This is a genomic window from Pseudomonas sp. GW823-FHT03E05, from assembly GCF_058796855.1.
Genome location: NZ_JBXAJB010000001.1, coordinates 749904 through 764422 on the forward strand (window position 1 = coordinate 749904; position 14519 = coordinate 764422).

General features: G+C 61.1%; 12 protein-coding genes, 1 tRNA gene and 1 pseudogene. 7 read left to right on the forward strand and 7 right to left on the reverse strand.

Features of this window, described 5'->3' with window-relative positions:
• The first annotated feature begins 36 nt into the window (after positions 1-36).
• Positions 37-1275: an OprD family porin gene (locus AC1RCO_RS03310; protein WP_405046088.1), complete on the forward strand. Its 1239-nt coding sequence runs from the start codon at positions 37-39 to the stop codon at positions 1273-1275.
• 267 nt (positions 1276-1542) lie between these two features.
• The gene (locus AC1RCO_RS03315) at positions 1543-2256 is read left to right on the forward strand and encodes a GntR family transcriptional regulator (RefSeq protein ID WP_011061753.1); all 714 of its coding nucleotides are present in this window, start codon (positions 1543-1545) and stop codon (positions 2254-2256) included.
• 4 nt (positions 2257-2260) lie between these two features.
• Here the strand turns inward: AC1RCO_RS03315 and AC1RCO_RS03320 are convergent, their stop codons facing one another.
• From AC1RCO_RS03320 to AC1RCO_RS03330, 3 genes are all read right to left on the reverse strand, one after another.
• Positions 2261-3211, reverse strand: a complete 951-nt coding sequence (locus AC1RCO_RS03320) for a PDR/VanB family oxidoreductase (protein WP_065364243.1) — start codon at positions 3209-3211, stop codon at positions 2261-2263.
• Between the two features lie 55 nt (positions 3212-3266).
• Positions 3267-4325, reverse strand: coding sequence for a Rieske 2Fe-2S domain-containing protein (locus tag AC1RCO_RS03325; RefSeq protein ID WP_401332466.1), 1059 nt, complete (start codon positions 4323-4325; stop codon positions 3267-3269).
• Positions 4326-4603: 278 nt separating this feature from the next.
• Positions 4604-5752 (reverse strand): MalY/PatB family protein, encoded by a 1149-nt coding sequence (locus tag AC1RCO_RS03330; RefSeq protein ID WP_011061750.1) that lies wholly within the window; start codon positions 5750-5752, stop codon positions 4604-4606.
• Positions 5753-6266: 514 nt separating this feature from the next.
• Between AC1RCO_RS03330 and AC1RCO_RS03335 the strand changes: the two genes are divergently transcribed.
• Complete coding sequence (locus AC1RCO_RS03335; protein ID WP_492617386.1) at positions 6267-7307, forward strand: ABC transporter substrate-binding protein; 1041 nt, start codon at positions 6267-6269, stop codon at positions 7305-7307.
• A 105-nt stretch (positions 7308-7412) separates the two neighbouring features.
• On the opposite strand, the gene AC1RCO_RS03340 is transcribed toward AC1RCO_RS03335, so the two are convergent.
• The 3 genes from AC1RCO_RS03340 to AC1RCO_RS03350 form a co-directional block, all read right to left on the reverse strand.
• A complete protein-coding gene (locus AC1RCO_RS03340; RefSeq protein ID WP_072450108.1) occupies positions 7413-8294 on the reverse strand; it encodes a helix-turn-helix transcriptional regulator in 882 nt (293 codons plus the stop codon).
• 74 nt (positions 8295-8368) lie between these two features.
• Positions 8369-9787, reverse strand: a complete 1419-nt coding sequence (locus tag AC1RCO_RS03345; RefSeq protein ID WP_011061747.1) for an aminotransferase — start codon at positions 9785-9787, stop codon at positions 8369-8371.
• Positions 9788-9842: 55 nt separating this feature from the next.
• Positions 9843-10943, reverse strand: coding sequence for a polyamine ABC transporter substrate-binding protein (locus AC1RCO_RS03350; RefSeq protein WP_103408302.1), 1101 nt, complete (start codon positions 10941-10943; stop codon positions 9843-9845).
• Positions 10944-11348: 405 nt separating this feature from the next.
• On the opposite strand from AC1RCO_RS03350, the gene AC1RCO_RS03355 reads away from it, so the two are divergent.
• The 3 genes from AC1RCO_RS03355 to AC1RCO_RS03365 all read left to right on the forward strand — a co-directional run bounded on the left by AC1RCO_RS03355 (position 11349) and on the right by AC1RCO_RS03365 (position 12930).
• A tRNA-Cys gene (locus tag AC1RCO_RS03355) sits at positions 11349-11422 on the forward strand.
• Positions 11423-11650: 228 nt separating this feature from the next.
• Complete coding sequence (locus tag AC1RCO_RS03360) at positions 11651-12325, forward strand: DUF6610 family protein (RefSeq protein ID WP_492617387.1); 675 nt, start codon at positions 11651-11653, stop codon at positions 12323-12325.
• Positions 12322-12930, forward strand: a complete 609-nt coding sequence (locus tag AC1RCO_RS03365) for a hypothetical protein (RefSeq protein WP_492617388.1) — start codon at positions 12322-12324, stop codon at positions 12928-12930. The genes AC1RCO_RS03360 and AC1RCO_RS03365 overlap by 4 nt, the downstream gene beginning before the upstream one ends.
• Positions 12931-12948: 18 nt before the next feature.
• Here the strand turns inward: AC1RCO_RS03365 and AC1RCO_RS03370 are convergent.
• Positions 12949-13125: pseudogene (locus AC1RCO_RS03370) on the reverse strand (tyrosine-type recombinase/integrase); the annotation flags it as partial.
• Between AC1RCO_RS03370 and umuC the strand changes: the two are divergent.
• A complete protein-coding gene (umuC, locus tag AC1RCO_RS03375; RefSeq protein ID WP_492617389.1) occupies positions 13079-14398 on the forward strand; it encodes a translesion error-prone DNA polymerase V subunit UmuC in 1320 nt (439 codons plus the stop codon). The pseudogene AC1RCO_RS03370 and the gene umuC overlap by 47 nt on opposite strands.
• The last annotated feature ends 121 nt before the right edge of the window (positions 14399-14519 follow it).

Genomic DNA, 14519 nt, shown 5'->3' on the forward strand with positions numbered 1-14519 from the left:
AAGCGGAGAACAATAATAATGAACACCCGTCATCCGATGCAGTGCCGTTCCCTGGTGGGGGCTTGCTTGTCCGTGGGCCTGTGCGTGCCCGCCTGGGCCGCCGACGACAGCGGTTTTTTCGAGGGGAGCAAGACCGACCTGCTGCTGCGCAACTACTACTTCAACCGGGATTTTCGTGACCATGACGCGCCCAAGGGCCAGGTCGAGGAGTGGGCCCAGGGCTTTATCCTCAAGTTCAGCTCCGGCTACACCCCGGGCACCGTGGGCTTTGGCCTGGACGCCATCGGCCTGTTCGGCCTCAAGCTCGACAGCAGCCGCCAGGCCAGCGGTTCGGAGTTGCTGCCGGTGCACGACGACGGGCGCGCGGCGGACAATTTCGGTCGCGCCGGAGCGGCCCTCAAGGCGCGGATTTCCGCCACCGAGTTCAAGGTCGGCGAGCTGCTGCCGGACATTCCACTGCTGCGTTATGACGATGGCCGCCTGCTGCCGCAGACCTTCCGCGGGGCCATGCTGGTCTCCCGAGAGATCAGCGGCCTGGGGCTGCAGGCCGGGCAGTACCGTGCCGTCAGCCTGCGCAACTCCTCGGACATGCAGGATCTTTCGGCCTGGGCCGCGCCCGGGGTCAAGTCCGACGGCTTCAACTACGCCGGTGCCGAATACCGCTTCAACCAGCAGCGCACCTTGCTCGGGGTCTGGCATTCGCAGTTGGAAGACATCTACCGCCAGAGCTACTTCAACCTGCTGCACAAGCAACTGCTGGGGGACTGGACCCTGGGGGCGAACCTGGGCTACTTCATCGACCGCGACGATGGCAGCGCGCGTATCGGCCGGGTCGACAGCCACACCGCCTATGGCCTGTTCTCCGCCTCCCGGGCCGGGCACACGCTGTACCTGGGGTTGCAGAAAGTCAGCGGCGACAGCCCCTGGATGTCGGTCTACGGCAGCAGCGGCCGGACCCTGGGCAACGACATGTTCAACGGCAACTTCAGCAACGCCGGCGAGCGTTCGTGGCAGGTGCGTTATGACTATGACTTCGCCGCCTCGGGGGTTCCCGGGCTGCTGGCCATGGTGCGCTACGGTCGTGGCGACAGCGCCACCACCAAGGTGGGCAATGACGGCCATGAGTGGGAGCGCGATACCGAGATCGGCTACACCCTGCAGAGCGGCACCTTGAAGAACCTCAGCCTGCGGCTGAACAACGCCACCAACCGACGCAGCTTCAACAGCGACTTCGACCAGACCCGGCTGATTGTCAGCTACCCGCTGTCGCTCTGAAAACCCTGTAGCCGCTGCCGAAGGCTGCGAACGGCTTGGGCGGCATTCCGACGCAGCAGACGCAGCGATTCCACGAGCGCTGGAGGTCCGGTGGCAGATCGCCAGGCAAGGTCCTGCGGACCTTTGCGCAGCCTCGCCGAGGCTCGGCAGCGGCTACAAGGTAGCCGCCGCTTCGTGCTGCTTCGTATGGCTATGGCAATCTCGGGGTGCGTGTTGCGGGGGGGCTTGCGTTACTATGGCCGCCCACGTTTTCAGGAAGCTGCCCGGATGAGCAAACCCGGTCAAACGGTGCTGGTCGCGCTGCGCAAGATGATCGCCTCGGGCGAGTTGGCGGCAGGCGAGCGCTTGATGGAAGTGCCCACCGCCGAGCTGTTCGGGGTGTCACGCATGCCGGTGCGCATGGCCTTTCGCACCCTGGAGCAGGAAGGCCTGCTGGTGCGGTTCGGCGGTCGCGGGTTTCAGGTGCGTTCGGTAAGCGCCGAAGACATCGCCGGGGCGGTGGAGGTGCGCGGGGTGCTGGAAGGCCTGGCGGCGCGCCAGACCGCCGAGCGCGGGCTGTCGGCCGAGGGCCGGGCGATTCTCGAACGCTGCCTGGTCGAGGGCGATGCGCTGTTCGACAAGGGCTATGTCAACGAAGAGGATCTGGAGCTCTATCACGACCTCAACATGCGTTTTCACCAGGTGATCGTGGCGGGCAGCGGCAACCCGGCGATCGCCGATGCCCTGGCACGCAACGACCACCTGCCGTTCGCCTCGGTCACCGCCCTGGCAGTAGACCGCCAGGACATGGCCCGGGAATACCGGCGCTTCAACTATGCCCACATGCAGCATCACTCGATATTCGATGCCCTGGTCAATGGCCAGGGTGCGCGGGCCGAGGCCCTGATGCGCGAGCATGCCAACGCCACCTTGCGCTATGCCGAGATCTTCGGCTCGGCCGTGGCCGACGAGCGCATGAGGCTGATCCTGCGCCCGCAGTGAGGCTCTACAGATCCAGCACCAGCAGCGGGCTCCTGGCCCGGGAACAGCAGGGCGTGAACTGATCGTTGCGCGCCTGCTCGTCCTCGGTGAGGAACAGGTCGCGGTGCTCCGGCACCCCTTCCAGCACCCGGGTCAGGCAGGTGCCGCAGATCCCTTGCTCGCAGGAAATCGGCACTTCGATGCCCTGGTCCTGCAGCACCTGGACCACGCTGCGATCGGCCGGTACCTGGAACACCTGGCCGCTGCTGGCCAGCTTCACCGCAAAGCTGGCGTCGGCGCTGTGGTCGATGGGCGCAGCGCTGAAATATTCGCGGTGCAGGCATTGCTCCTTCCAGCCCTGGGCCCGGGCGTTGTCCAGCACGTGTTGCATGAAGCCACCGGGGCCGCAGACATACAAGTGCACGTCGTCCCGGGGCCCGGCCAGGGCCTGGGCGATATCCAGGGCGGTGTCCGGTTGTTCGTCGAAATGCAGGCTCACCCGCTCGGCAAAGGGCGAGGCCTGCAAGCGCTGGACGAAGGCCGCGCGCTGGGCCGAACGAGCGCAGTAGTGCAGCTGGAAATCCGCGCCGCTGTGGGCCAGCTGTTCGGCCATGCTGAGGAGCGGGGTAATGCCGATGCCGCCGGCGAACAGCAGGCTGCGCCGTGCTGCGTGCTCCAGGGCAAAGAGATTGCGTGGCTCGCTGATGCGCAGGCGCGTGCCCACCTCCAGTTGCTGGTGCAGGCTGCTGGAGCCGCCGCGGGAGGCAGGGTCCTTGAGCACACCGATCAGGTAGCGGTGGCGCTCTGCGGGGTGGTTGCACAGGGAGTATTGGCGCACCAGGCCGTTGGCCAGATGCACGTCGATATGGGCGCCGGCGCTGAAGGCGGGCAGGGGGCTTGCGTCGGCCGCGGCCAGTTCGAAGCTGCAGATGTCCAGGGCTTCGTCGTGGCGCGCGGCCACCAGTACGTCGATCATCATCGGTCCTCGCCGGTGGCCGCATCCGGGCCGCCAGCCTGTCGGGTTCGGGGGGTTAACGGCTTGTGGCGATCAAGGGTTCCCGGGGCTCGCGCTCCCGGGCGATCAGCCGCTCCAGGACCCGGCGCGACTGCACGCCGCCGGCGTCGATATTGAGCTTGAGCAGGTTGCGCTGGGGATGGGCGAGAAGGTTCTGCTGCTGGCGCTCAAGCATCTCCAGGTCCTCGCTGAAGATCTTGCCCTGGCCTTCGCGGATGCTCTCGGTGAGCGCCTGGTCCTGGGGGTTGAAGTTGCGCGCCATGCCCCAGAAGTACCAGATCGAGGTGTCGCTTTCTGGGGTGATGAAATCCACCACGATGCTCGACGCCTTGTACTGCGCAGGGGCATCGTAGCCACCGTGGCCGGCATGGGCCACGCCGACTTCGATCAGCACATGGCTGGGCGGGCTGAAGCGGCAGATCTGCCAGCGGTCCACCGGCACGTTGTCGGCCAGCTGGTTGCCGCGCAGGGCCATGCGCCAGAAGGGCGGCGGCATGACGTTGTGCATGTGCCGGGCGGTGACCACCTGATCGCCGTCTACCGTGGTCTGCGGTGGCGCCTCGTCGATTTCCTTCTGGCCGATGCTGGAGGCATGCACGTAGGTTTCGTGGGTCAGGTCCATCAGGTTATCGATCATCAGCCGGTAGTCGCACTGGATGTGGAACAACCCGCCGCCATAGGCCCATTGATCGTTGTCGGCCCATTCCAGGTGATGGATCAGCGCCGGGTCGGCCAGGGCCTGGTCGCCGGGCCAGACCCAGATGAAACCGTAGCGCTCCACCGCGGCGAAGGTCTTGTTGCAGGGGAAGCCGCGCACCCGCTGGCCGGGCATTTCCACGGTCTTGCCGTCGCAGCCCATCACCAGGCCGTGATAGCCGCATACCAGGTTGCCGTTCTCGACATAGCCCAGGGACAGCGGCGCGCCGCGATGGGGGCAGAAATCCTCGACGGCGGCTACCCGACCTTCATGGGCGCGGTAGAACACCATGTGTTCGCCGCAGATCTGCCGGCCCAGGGGCTTGCCCTGCAATTCATCGGGGGTGCAGGCAACGTACCAGGCATTCTTGGGGTACATGACGTCTCTCCAGGCGTTTGTTGTTTTTATTTAATGGATCCATTAAATGGTTGGCGCTCTGGGGGTGTCAAACAAATATGCTGATTTAGTGTTCGATAATCGGCTGCTATAGGGGTTTTGGAACCAGTGAAGGGGATTTATGGATCCATTGTTCGCGCGTCAAGGCGCGGCGCGCCGAAGGGCCGGTGGGCAGTTGCGGGGCGAGGCTGGGGGGCGGGCCGCAGCGCCAGGGGGGATCTGGCGGCTGCGGTGTCGGGGACGAAGTGGGGGTTGCAGAATCAGCGCCGTTGCAGGCTGTCCTGCAGGCGCTGGATGCCGTCTTCCAGCAAGGCCCGCGGGCAGCCGAAATTCAGGCGCACGAACTGCCCGCAGTCGTCTCCGAATTCCAGGCCGGCGCTGAGGCCGACCTTGGCTTGCTCGAGGAAGAAGGCGTGGGGGTCGTCGAGACCCAGGGCGCTGCAGTCGAGCCAGGCCAGGTAGGTGCCCTGGGGCGCGTGCATGCGGATGCCGGGCAGGCGGGTCTGCACCGCGTGCAGCAGGTAGTCGCGGTTGGCCTGCAGGTAGCCCAGCAGGGCCTGGAGCCAGGGGCCGCCGTGGGTCAGGGCGGCCAGGGTGGCTTCCAGGCCCAGGGGGCTGACGCTGTCTACCATGCCGGCGCGGGCATTGTTGAAGGCCAGGCGGGTGGCAGGGTCCTGGATGATGGCGAAGCAGGTCTTCATCCCGGCGATGTTGTAGGCCTTGCTGGCCGACATCAGGGTGATGGTACGCCGGGCGATTTCCGGGCTCAGGGAGGCGGTGGGGATGTGCCGGCGGCCGTCGAAGCACAACTCGGCATGGATCTCGTCGGAAATGATCAACGCGCCCTGGTCCAGGCAGGCAGTGGCCACCGCCAGCAGTTCGTCCCGGGGGAAGACCTTGCCCAGGGGGTTGTGCGGGTTGCTCAGGAGCATCGCGCCGGCGCCTTGCAAGGCCTGGCGCAGGGCATCCATGGGGGTGTCGTAGGTGCCGTCGACGGTGAGCTGGAACGGCACTTCGACCTTGTCCAGGCCCCAGTTGCCCGGGGCCAGGCGCAGGGGGCGATAGTTGGGGGTTTGCAGCACCACCTTCTGCTGCGGCTGGACGAAGGCGTGCAGGGCCATGTTGAACCCGGGCTCGACCCCGGGGAGGAAAATCAGCTCGTCGGGCCTGACGCGCCAGGCGTATTTGTCCCACAGGTCGGCGACCACAGCCTCGCGCAATTCGTCCCGGGCCACGCTATAGCCCAGCAGCGGGTGCTCCAGACGCTGACGCAGGGCCTGAAGGATGCCATCGGCCACGGCGAAATCCATGTCCGCCACCCACATCGGCAGGACATCCTCGGGGTAGCGGCTCCATTTGGTGCTGCCGGTGCCATGACGGGGGTGCAGGGTATCGAAATCGAAGCTCATGAACGGATCTCGTCGGGTCGCGGGGGAGAAAGGAACTGATTCTAGCCTCACCTGGCGCTGAACCGGCCGGCCCAGTTGCGGCTTTTTTACCCCGGCTGTCCTCTAGGCAGCTTTTCCCTTGCCTGTGCCTCACAAAAACCTCGTTTCGCAACGCCCCGGGTTATGGAAACAATGAACCCCTGCATCCGCCTGCCCGACTGCCACGGGCGCTCCTGCGATGCACTGCCGATCGATTTGTTCTTCCTACAAAAACAACAGGGAGCAAGCGATGAACTGCCATTCGCGCATGACCACGGCCGGTTGCTCCGGACGGGTCGCCACTACACCAAACGATCAGGGCCGCAGAGCCCGCAACGGTGATGATCCGGCTACGCGGCCTGCGCCGCGCGAGCCCTTGCGCCGCTGACCAAGACTCGTAGTGCCTGGTGCTGTACCGCCCGTTGCATACGGTCGCTTCCAGGCTCTTGTTGTGCGGGTTCGTGCGGGCGAGCCGGCTTTCTTGAGGATGGGTTTCATGTCCAACACCTTGCGTTGCGGCGTTGCGTTGTCGTGGGTCTTGCTGTGCACCGGGGCTTACGCCCAGCCGCAGAACCTCACGGTCATTTCCTTTGGCGGAGCCACCAAACAGGCTCAGGAGCAGGCCTACTTCCAGCCCTTCAACCAGAGCGGGGCGGCCCGGGTAGTGGCCGGCGAATACAATGGCGAGCTGTCGAAGATCAAGGCCATGGTCGATGTCGGCAAGACCAGCTGGGATGTGGTCGAAGTGGAGAGCCCGGAGCTGCTGCGTGGCTGTGACGAGGGCCTGTTCGAACCCCTGGACCTGGCCCGTTTCGGGGACCCGGCGCAGTACGTGCCCGGCACGTTGACCGAATGCGGGGTCGCCACTTATGTGTGGTCGATGGTCATGGCCTTTGCCCCGCAGAAGCTGGCGAAGGCGCCGCAGTCCTGGGCGGATTTCTGGAACCTCAAGGACTTCCCCGGCAAGCGCGGCTTGCGCAAGAGCGCCAAGTACACCCTGGAAATTGCCTTGCTGGCCGGCGGTGTGGCGCCTGCCCAGTTGTATCAGGTGCTCAACACCCCCGAGGGCGTGACCCGGGCCTTTGCCAAGCTCGACCAGATCAAGCCCTATATCCAGTGGTGGGAAGCCGGGGCTCAGCCGCCGCAGTGGCTGGTGGCCGGTGACGTGGTGATGAGCGCAGCCTACAACGGGCGCATTGCCATGGCCCAGAAGGAGGGCATGCAGCTGAGTATCCTCTGGCCCCAGAGCCTGTACGACCCGGAGTACTGGGCGGTGGTCAAGGGCTCGCCGAACAAGGCCCTGGCCGAAGCCTTCATTCTGTTCGCCAGCCAGCCCCAGGCGCAGAAAGTGTTCTCTGAAAACATCCCCTACGGGCCGGTGCATCGTCAGGCGCTGCCGTTGCTGCCTGAGGCGGTGCAGCGGCAACTGCCGACCTTCGAGGCCAATTTGAAGGGCGCCAGGGCGGTGGATGCGGGGTTCTGGGTCGATCATGGCGAGGAGCTGGAGCAGCGTTTCAACGCCTGGGCCGCTCGCTGATGGAAAGGCCATAGGAGCGAGCTTGCTCGCGAAGATCGTCAACGAAAACGCCGCGTTCACTCAGTGACCGCGGCGTTTTTGAGTGCAGCGCGAGCACGCTCGCTCCTACAGGGGGCTTTGGCTGGTCGGTGGGGGCTGGGTCAGCCAGTCGATGAATAGCGCGAACAGCTCGGCCTGGGAGTTGATGGTCAGCTTGGTGTAGAGGTTCTTGCGGTGCATGCGCACGGTTTCCGGGGAAATCTCCAGCACCTTGGCCGTGGATTTTACCGAGTGCCCCCGCAGGATCAGGTGGGCAATTTCGCGCTCGCGAACCGTCAGCAGTGGCTGGCCAAAGCTCATGAATGCCGCTTCGATCTGCTGGTTGAAGTTGGCCGGTGCCGGGGCGGGCAGTTCGTCCTGACTGGCCTGGCGCAACAGCGATTGCAGGCCGCCACTGCCGAAACGGCGGATCAGCTCGCGCACCAGCGGTTCCACCGCCCGCAGCAGCGCCAGGGGTTCGCTGGCGAAGCGCTCGCCGCTCAGGCCCTGGAACATGCACAGGGAAATCTTGCTCTGGGGATCGAGGTCGACGATGTAGTAACTGTCTTCCGCGCCCCCGGTCTTGAGGTAGTAGGTCTTGTAGTACTCGCTGCTGAAGAAGTCGTCCGGGGCGATTTCCGACAGGTGATAGAAACCTTCGGCCAGGCCGTTTTCCACCGCCAGGCAGAACGGATCCAGCAGATAACCGCGGGAAAAGTAGCGGTTGATGATTTCGTCGCGGTAGGCGCCGACTATGCCCCGTTCATGCAGCAATTGCGGTGGCAGGCCCTTGCGTTCCAGGCTGATCATCATCGATTCGATGGGCGTCAGGGCGTTTAGCGCCGTCGCCAGGTGCTGCAGGAAAGTGCCATCGTCCACGCTGCCGAAGGCCTGGGCCAGGCAGGCGTGCCAGGCCTGCAGGGCAGGGAGGCTGAGGGGGGCGGTAGAAGTGTTTGCTGGTGCGCTCATGCCCGGCAGTCTAACGGTCGGGCGCAGGCCCGGTAAGACCCCGGGCCGATATTCGCGCTGCCAGCGGCTAGGGGTCATTGGCCCAGGTACTGGCCGTTCTGGCGCAGTTCGGCGGCGGCTTCGAGGATGCAGTCGCGCAAGGTGGCGACTATTTCGTCGATCTGCTGGCGAGTGATGATCAAGGGGGGCGACATCACATTGAGATGGCCGATGGGGCGCACCAACAAGCCTTTGGCCTGGGCCCGCAGATGGATGCGCTCGGCGATGTTCAGCCCGTCGGGCAGCAGCGCCTTGGTGCGCTTGTCGGCGACGAATTCGACGCAGGCCATCAGCCGCTTGCAGCGCACGCTGCCCACCAGGGGCAGTTCGGCCAGGGTCTGCAGGCGCTGCTCCATATAGACGCCGACCTCTTCGACATGGGCCAGCAGGTTTTCCCGCTCGATGATCTCGATGTTCTTCAACGCCGCGACGCAACTCACCGGATGCCCGCTGTAGGTGAAACCGTGGGTGAAGCAGCGACCCTTGCCCGGCTCGCCGATGACCTGCCAGATGCGCTCGGAGAAAATGCACGCGCCCAGGGGCAGGTAGCCCGAGGTCAGGCCCTTGGCAGTGGTGATGATGTCCGGCTGCATGCCGAACACTTCCTCGGAGGCGAAGAAAGCACCCAGGCGGCCGAAGGAGGTCACCACTTCGTCGGCGACATACAGCAGGTCGTAGCGCTGGCAGATTTCCCACATGCGCCGGTGATAACCCTCGGGAGGAATGATTACCCCACCGGAGCCCATGATGGGTTCGGCGAAGAACGCCGCCACCTTGTCCGGGCCGAGGGTGAGGATCTTGTCTTCGAATTCCGCTACCAGGAACTCGAGGAAGTCCGCTTCGCTCATGCCGGCCGGCGCCCGGTAGTAGTTGGGGCAGGAGATGTGGTGAAACAGGTCGCTCATGAAGTCGAATTCAGGCGCTCGGTCAGCGGCCTTGTTACCGATGGACATGGTCAGGAAGGTGGAGCCGTGGTACGCGTTGTGCCGCGAGATCACGTGCTTCTTCTCATGCTTGCCGCGACTGTTCTGATAGAACTGCACCAGGCGGTAGGCAGTGTCCACCGCGGTGGAGCCGCCGGTGGTCAGGAACACGTGGTTCAGGTCCCCTGGGGCCAGGCTTGCCAGCTTTTGGCAAAGCTCGATGGCGCTGACATTGGCCATGTCGCAGAACGGGTTGGAGTAGGCCAGTTGCCGCACCTGGTCGGCGATGGCCTCGGCCATTTCCTCGCGGCCCAGGCCGATATTGGTGCACCACATGCCGCCTACGGCATCCAGGTAGCGGGTGCCGGCGGTGTCATAGATGTAGGCGCCGTCGCCGGCAGCGATATTCAACGACCCCTGCTCGCGGTGTTCGTCGAACATATGGAAGCCGTGCATGTAGTGCGCCTTGTCGGCGGCCACCAGTTTCGAATCGTCGAACTGCTGGAAGAAGGCGTCGGGTTGGATAGCCATGGGCTTCACCTCGGGTAGCAATATGGGGTGGAAAGTCTGTGGGTTCGGGGGGCGCTCACTTGCCGATCTTCACCATGTTCCAGGTACGGGTGATCAGCCGGGTGCTGGCGGGCGTCTGGATCTTCTGGGTGAACAGCCGCTCGCGGGTCTGGGCATCGGGGTAGATCGCCGGGTTGTCCCGCACCTCGGCGCTCAACAGTGGTGTGGACTTGAGGTTGGCGTTGGCGTAGCGGATGTAGTCGCTGACCTCGGCCATGACCTTAGGTTGCAGCAGGTACTGGATAAAGGCATGGGCGCTGGCCACGTTCGGCGCGTCGGCGGGGATATAGAAATCGTCGAACCAGATCAGCGAGCCTTCCCTGGGAATGAAATAGTCGAGCTTGACCGGTGCCCCGGCCTCGTTGGCCCTGGCCTGGGCCGTGGCGTAGTCGCCGGACCAGGTGGCGCTGACGCACAGGTCGCCATTGGCCAGGCCATTGAGGTAGCTGGTGGAGTCGAACTTGCGGATATAGGGGCGCACCGCCATCAAGGCATCCTGCGCCGCTTTCAAATCCTCGGGGGCGGCGCTGTTGGGATTGCGCCCCAGGTAAGCCAGCACCAGCGGCAGAATGTCGGTGGGCGAATCCTGCAGCGTCACCCCGCAATCGGCGAAGCGCGACACCACCTTGGGGTCGAAGAGCATGGCCAGAGAACCGATGGGCGCGTCCGGCATGCGCTCGCGGACCTTGTCGACGTTATAGGTCACGCCATTGCTGCCCCAGGTGTAGGGCGCCGAGTACTGCACACCCGGGTCGTAGCTTTCCAGGCTCTTGAGCACCTGCGGGTCGAGATTCTGCCAACTGGGCAGCAAGGCCTTGTTCAGCGGCTGGAACACCCGCGCCTTGATCAAGGGCGGCACCAGGGCCGCGTTGAGCACCACCAGGTCGTAGCCGGAGCGCCCCGGCAGCAGCTTGCCCTGGACGGTTTCATAGGAATCGAAGGTGTCGTAGATCACCTTGATCCCGGTGGCCTTCTCGAACCCGGCGAGGGTGTTCTCGCCGATATAGTCCGACCAGTTGTACAAACGCAGGGTCTTGTCTCCAGGCTCCCCGGCCTGGGCCCAAGCCGTCGTCAGTGCCAGAACCACGCCAAACATCGCAGGGAAAGCTGTACGCATACTTCAATTCCGCCTTGAACGTGATGGAAGGAGCCCGGGTCGAGCCGTTGGCGTAACTGTCCGCGAGCGCCCCGGCCCACGCCATAACCCGATCGGGTAGGTGGGCAAACACAGAAGGGGGCAGCTATCTGGATGGGTTTGTGCAATCATCCCGCCTCGTTGGCGAACACCAGGCTGTTCGCCCGACGGATTGGCTCAGCCCGGAAACCTGTAGAAACAGCCCGGCAGAAAAAATCTCGAATAGGAGTTGCCAGGAATGGAAAACACGTCCATAATTGCGACCATTCCTCAGCGAGGAAACGGAAAAACTCTTTAGAAATCAAAGAGTTACGAGATGAAGTTGATCTCGTTAGCCGTTCCAGTTTGTACGTGTCCAGTGTTGTGTTTCAGGCATTGGACATTTGGGGCCGAGTAGCAAAATGGTTATGCAGCGGATTGCAAATCCGCCTACGCCGGTTCGATTCCGACCTCGGCCTCCACTCTAAAGACCCCGTAGATCAATGATCTACGGGGTTTTTTATTGCCTTCGATTTAGGAATCGTTCCGCAACTTTTAGAATGTGTTCCGCAACACCCTCCCGTTCGTTGCGATTTTGAAACCGTAAAGAGTTCATTTAAGGCTCGTCGTTGGGTTCCGCAATCAGATGCGGGTGGGTATGATGTTTCTGTCGTAGGGGGGAGTTAAAATTTCAGCCGGAATATAACTATATGGAAATTGTGAAGTTTGTTGCGCATAGCAAGAAAGTTATAACGATTGCGCAGAAGTATGGGTGGTATCCAGGTGCGAGATATACAAATTTAAGGGATGTAAAAACTTTTAAGTTTGGGTGTGAAGGGTTCTTAGATATCAACTGGAAAAGCTACAATTTTGAAATGCATCTAGATGCAGCTGCTAAAGTTACGCCAAGAATAACTATAGCTCGAGATGTAGAGTGTATTTACACTTTGGATGAGATAATCAGAGAGGCAGAAGAACTTCGTCGACATAGTATGCATGTGGCAATTGTACCCAAGGACGTGCGTCTGAATGGTCGCTTGCAAGAATTAATACCTAAGGAGTTCATTCTTGCATACAGTGTGCCGACAAGATACGGGGGGACGAAGGTTTCAATCGAAAGCTTTGATAGGCCGGTACATCTTCTTGGGGGGCGTCCAGATGTGCAGCGTTCTTTGGCGGATGTTATGAAGGTATTTTCGATTGATTGTAATAGATTTACCCTTGACGCAAGGTATGGCGATTATTTTGACGGTAGGCGATTCATACCGCATCCGGTAGGGGGGTACGAGCAATGCCTAACCGCTTCAATCGAAAACATTAACCATTTGTGGATGAATTACTCTGTACATCCAGACGTAAAGGCGCTTATTGGAGAGCCAACATGAGCAGAGAAGACTTACTTTTGAAGATGTATGATCAGATGTTTAATGACATAAATCGACATATTTTAGTTGTCTGGCAAAGTGTTGGGGTTTTGATTGGTGCATTCGCAGTATTTGCACTGGTTGAAAAAAACATTGTGTCACTTGATTTTGCAGTTTGTATTGTTTTGTTGTTGTCTCTGTGGTTGATGGCGCATTTATTTGATGCTGCTTATTGGTATAATCGAAATTTAGTGATTATTGCAAATATTGAGCGACAGTTTCTGGTTGAGAAGGATTTGAAGGAGATTCATTATTATTTTGGGTCGCATCGCCCTACAAATAAAATGATATACCATCTTAGAATTCAGATGATGCTGGGTCTTGTTTTGGCTTTGTTAGTCCTTGGTTATCATTTCTTTGATCGTGTTGTACCTGGATTCTCTCAACCCTTAAGTAGCTTTTCGATAGCCAGATCTCTTCCTTATATTTTAGCAATTGTTTCGTCGGGTTACTTGTTGTGGTTGAAGCGTTTAAATATTACAAAGTATGAGGAGTTCTTAAGAGAGTCGCCTGGGAAACCTATTAATAGTACTGGGACGCATTATGGGGTTGGGCATGGTCACTAAATGCTATGAATTAGTTGGCTATTTTGTTGGATTTACAATTTCCCCCACTCGCCTATAAATCTTTTTAGTGATCTCTTCAGTGGAGTGACCAAGCAGGCGGCTTGCGTGAGTCAATTCGATTTCGCTGGCCGCTTTCGGACGGATGTCCTTGAACTGGAACTGGCGGATCAGCACTGCCAGGTCAGAGGCGCCGTCTAAGGTCGCGCCTGTATTTGCCCTGATCGACTGCAACAGCTTCTATGCCAGTTGCGAGCGGGTATTCCGGCCGGACCTGGCCAAGGTCCCGATTGTGGTGCTTTCGAACAATGATGGCTGCGTCATCGCCCGCAGCTACGATGCCAAGCCCTTTATCAAGATGGGCGAGCCGTATTTTCAGATCAAACAAAAACTGCGCCAGCACGGCATCATCCCGTTCTCATCGAACTACGCGCTTTATGGCGACATGAGCGAGCGAGTGATGACCCTGATTGAGTCGATGGTGCCGGCGGTCGAGGTCTACAGCATCGATGAGGCCTTCGCCGACCTAACGGGGATCGATGGCCTGGACGCGCTCGGCCGGCAGATCCGGGCCCAGGTGCTGCGCTGCACCGGCATCCCGGTCGGCGTCGGTATTGCCCACACCAAGACCCTGGCCAAGTTGGCCAACCACACAGCAAAGCGCCTGCAGGCGCAAACCGGTGGAGTCGTGAACATCTGCGACCAGGTCAAACGCGACTGGGTATTGCGCAACACCGATGTCTCAGAGGTTTGGGGCGTAGGCCGGCGAATGAAAGCGCACCTGGACGCCATGGGTATCAAGACCGCTATGGACCTGGCCAAGGCCGACCCCTGGACGCTGCGCAAGAACTTCAGTGTGGTGATCGAGAAGACGGCCCGGGAACTGGCCGGCACGCCGTGCTTGGAGCTGGACGAGCCCGACCCGCCCAAACAGGAGATCTGCTGTAGCCGGATGTTCGGCAAACGGCTCAAGGAACTGGCGCCGATCAAAGAGGCCGTGGCTACCTACATGATGCGTGCCTCGGAAAAGCTCCGCGCCCAGAACTCCCTGTGCAAAAAGATCCGCGTCAGCATCCGCACGGGCATGTTCAATCCGGAGGAGGCCAAGTACGCCAATGGCGTGATAGTGGATCTGCCATACCCAACGGACGATGTTCGGCTGCTGACCAGGGCGGCGGTTGATGCTCTTGATCGGGTGTTCAGGCCTGGCTTCAACTACAGCAAGGCTGAAGTGATGCTGCTGAACCTGTGCCAGCCCGGCGAATACACCGACGATCTCTTCGCTACATCTCAGCCGGCCGAAGCCACGAAGGTCATGGCGGTCCTTGATCAGATCAATGGCCGGTGGGGCAGGGGAACGCTGCGGTCAGCCAGCGTCCCAACCAACCCGGAATGGGGGATGCGACGGGAGATGATGAGCAAAAGCTATACCACGAAGCTTGATCAGCTTTGGGAGGTAGTGTGCAAGTAGGTCTGTAGGGGCCGTGCTTTGGAATGCCGATGGAGCGGATGAGTTTGATGAGTGATCTAGCGCAGGTGTCTGTTTCTATTTGTAAGCGGTCTGAGAAAACGAAAAATAGACGCTTTAACAG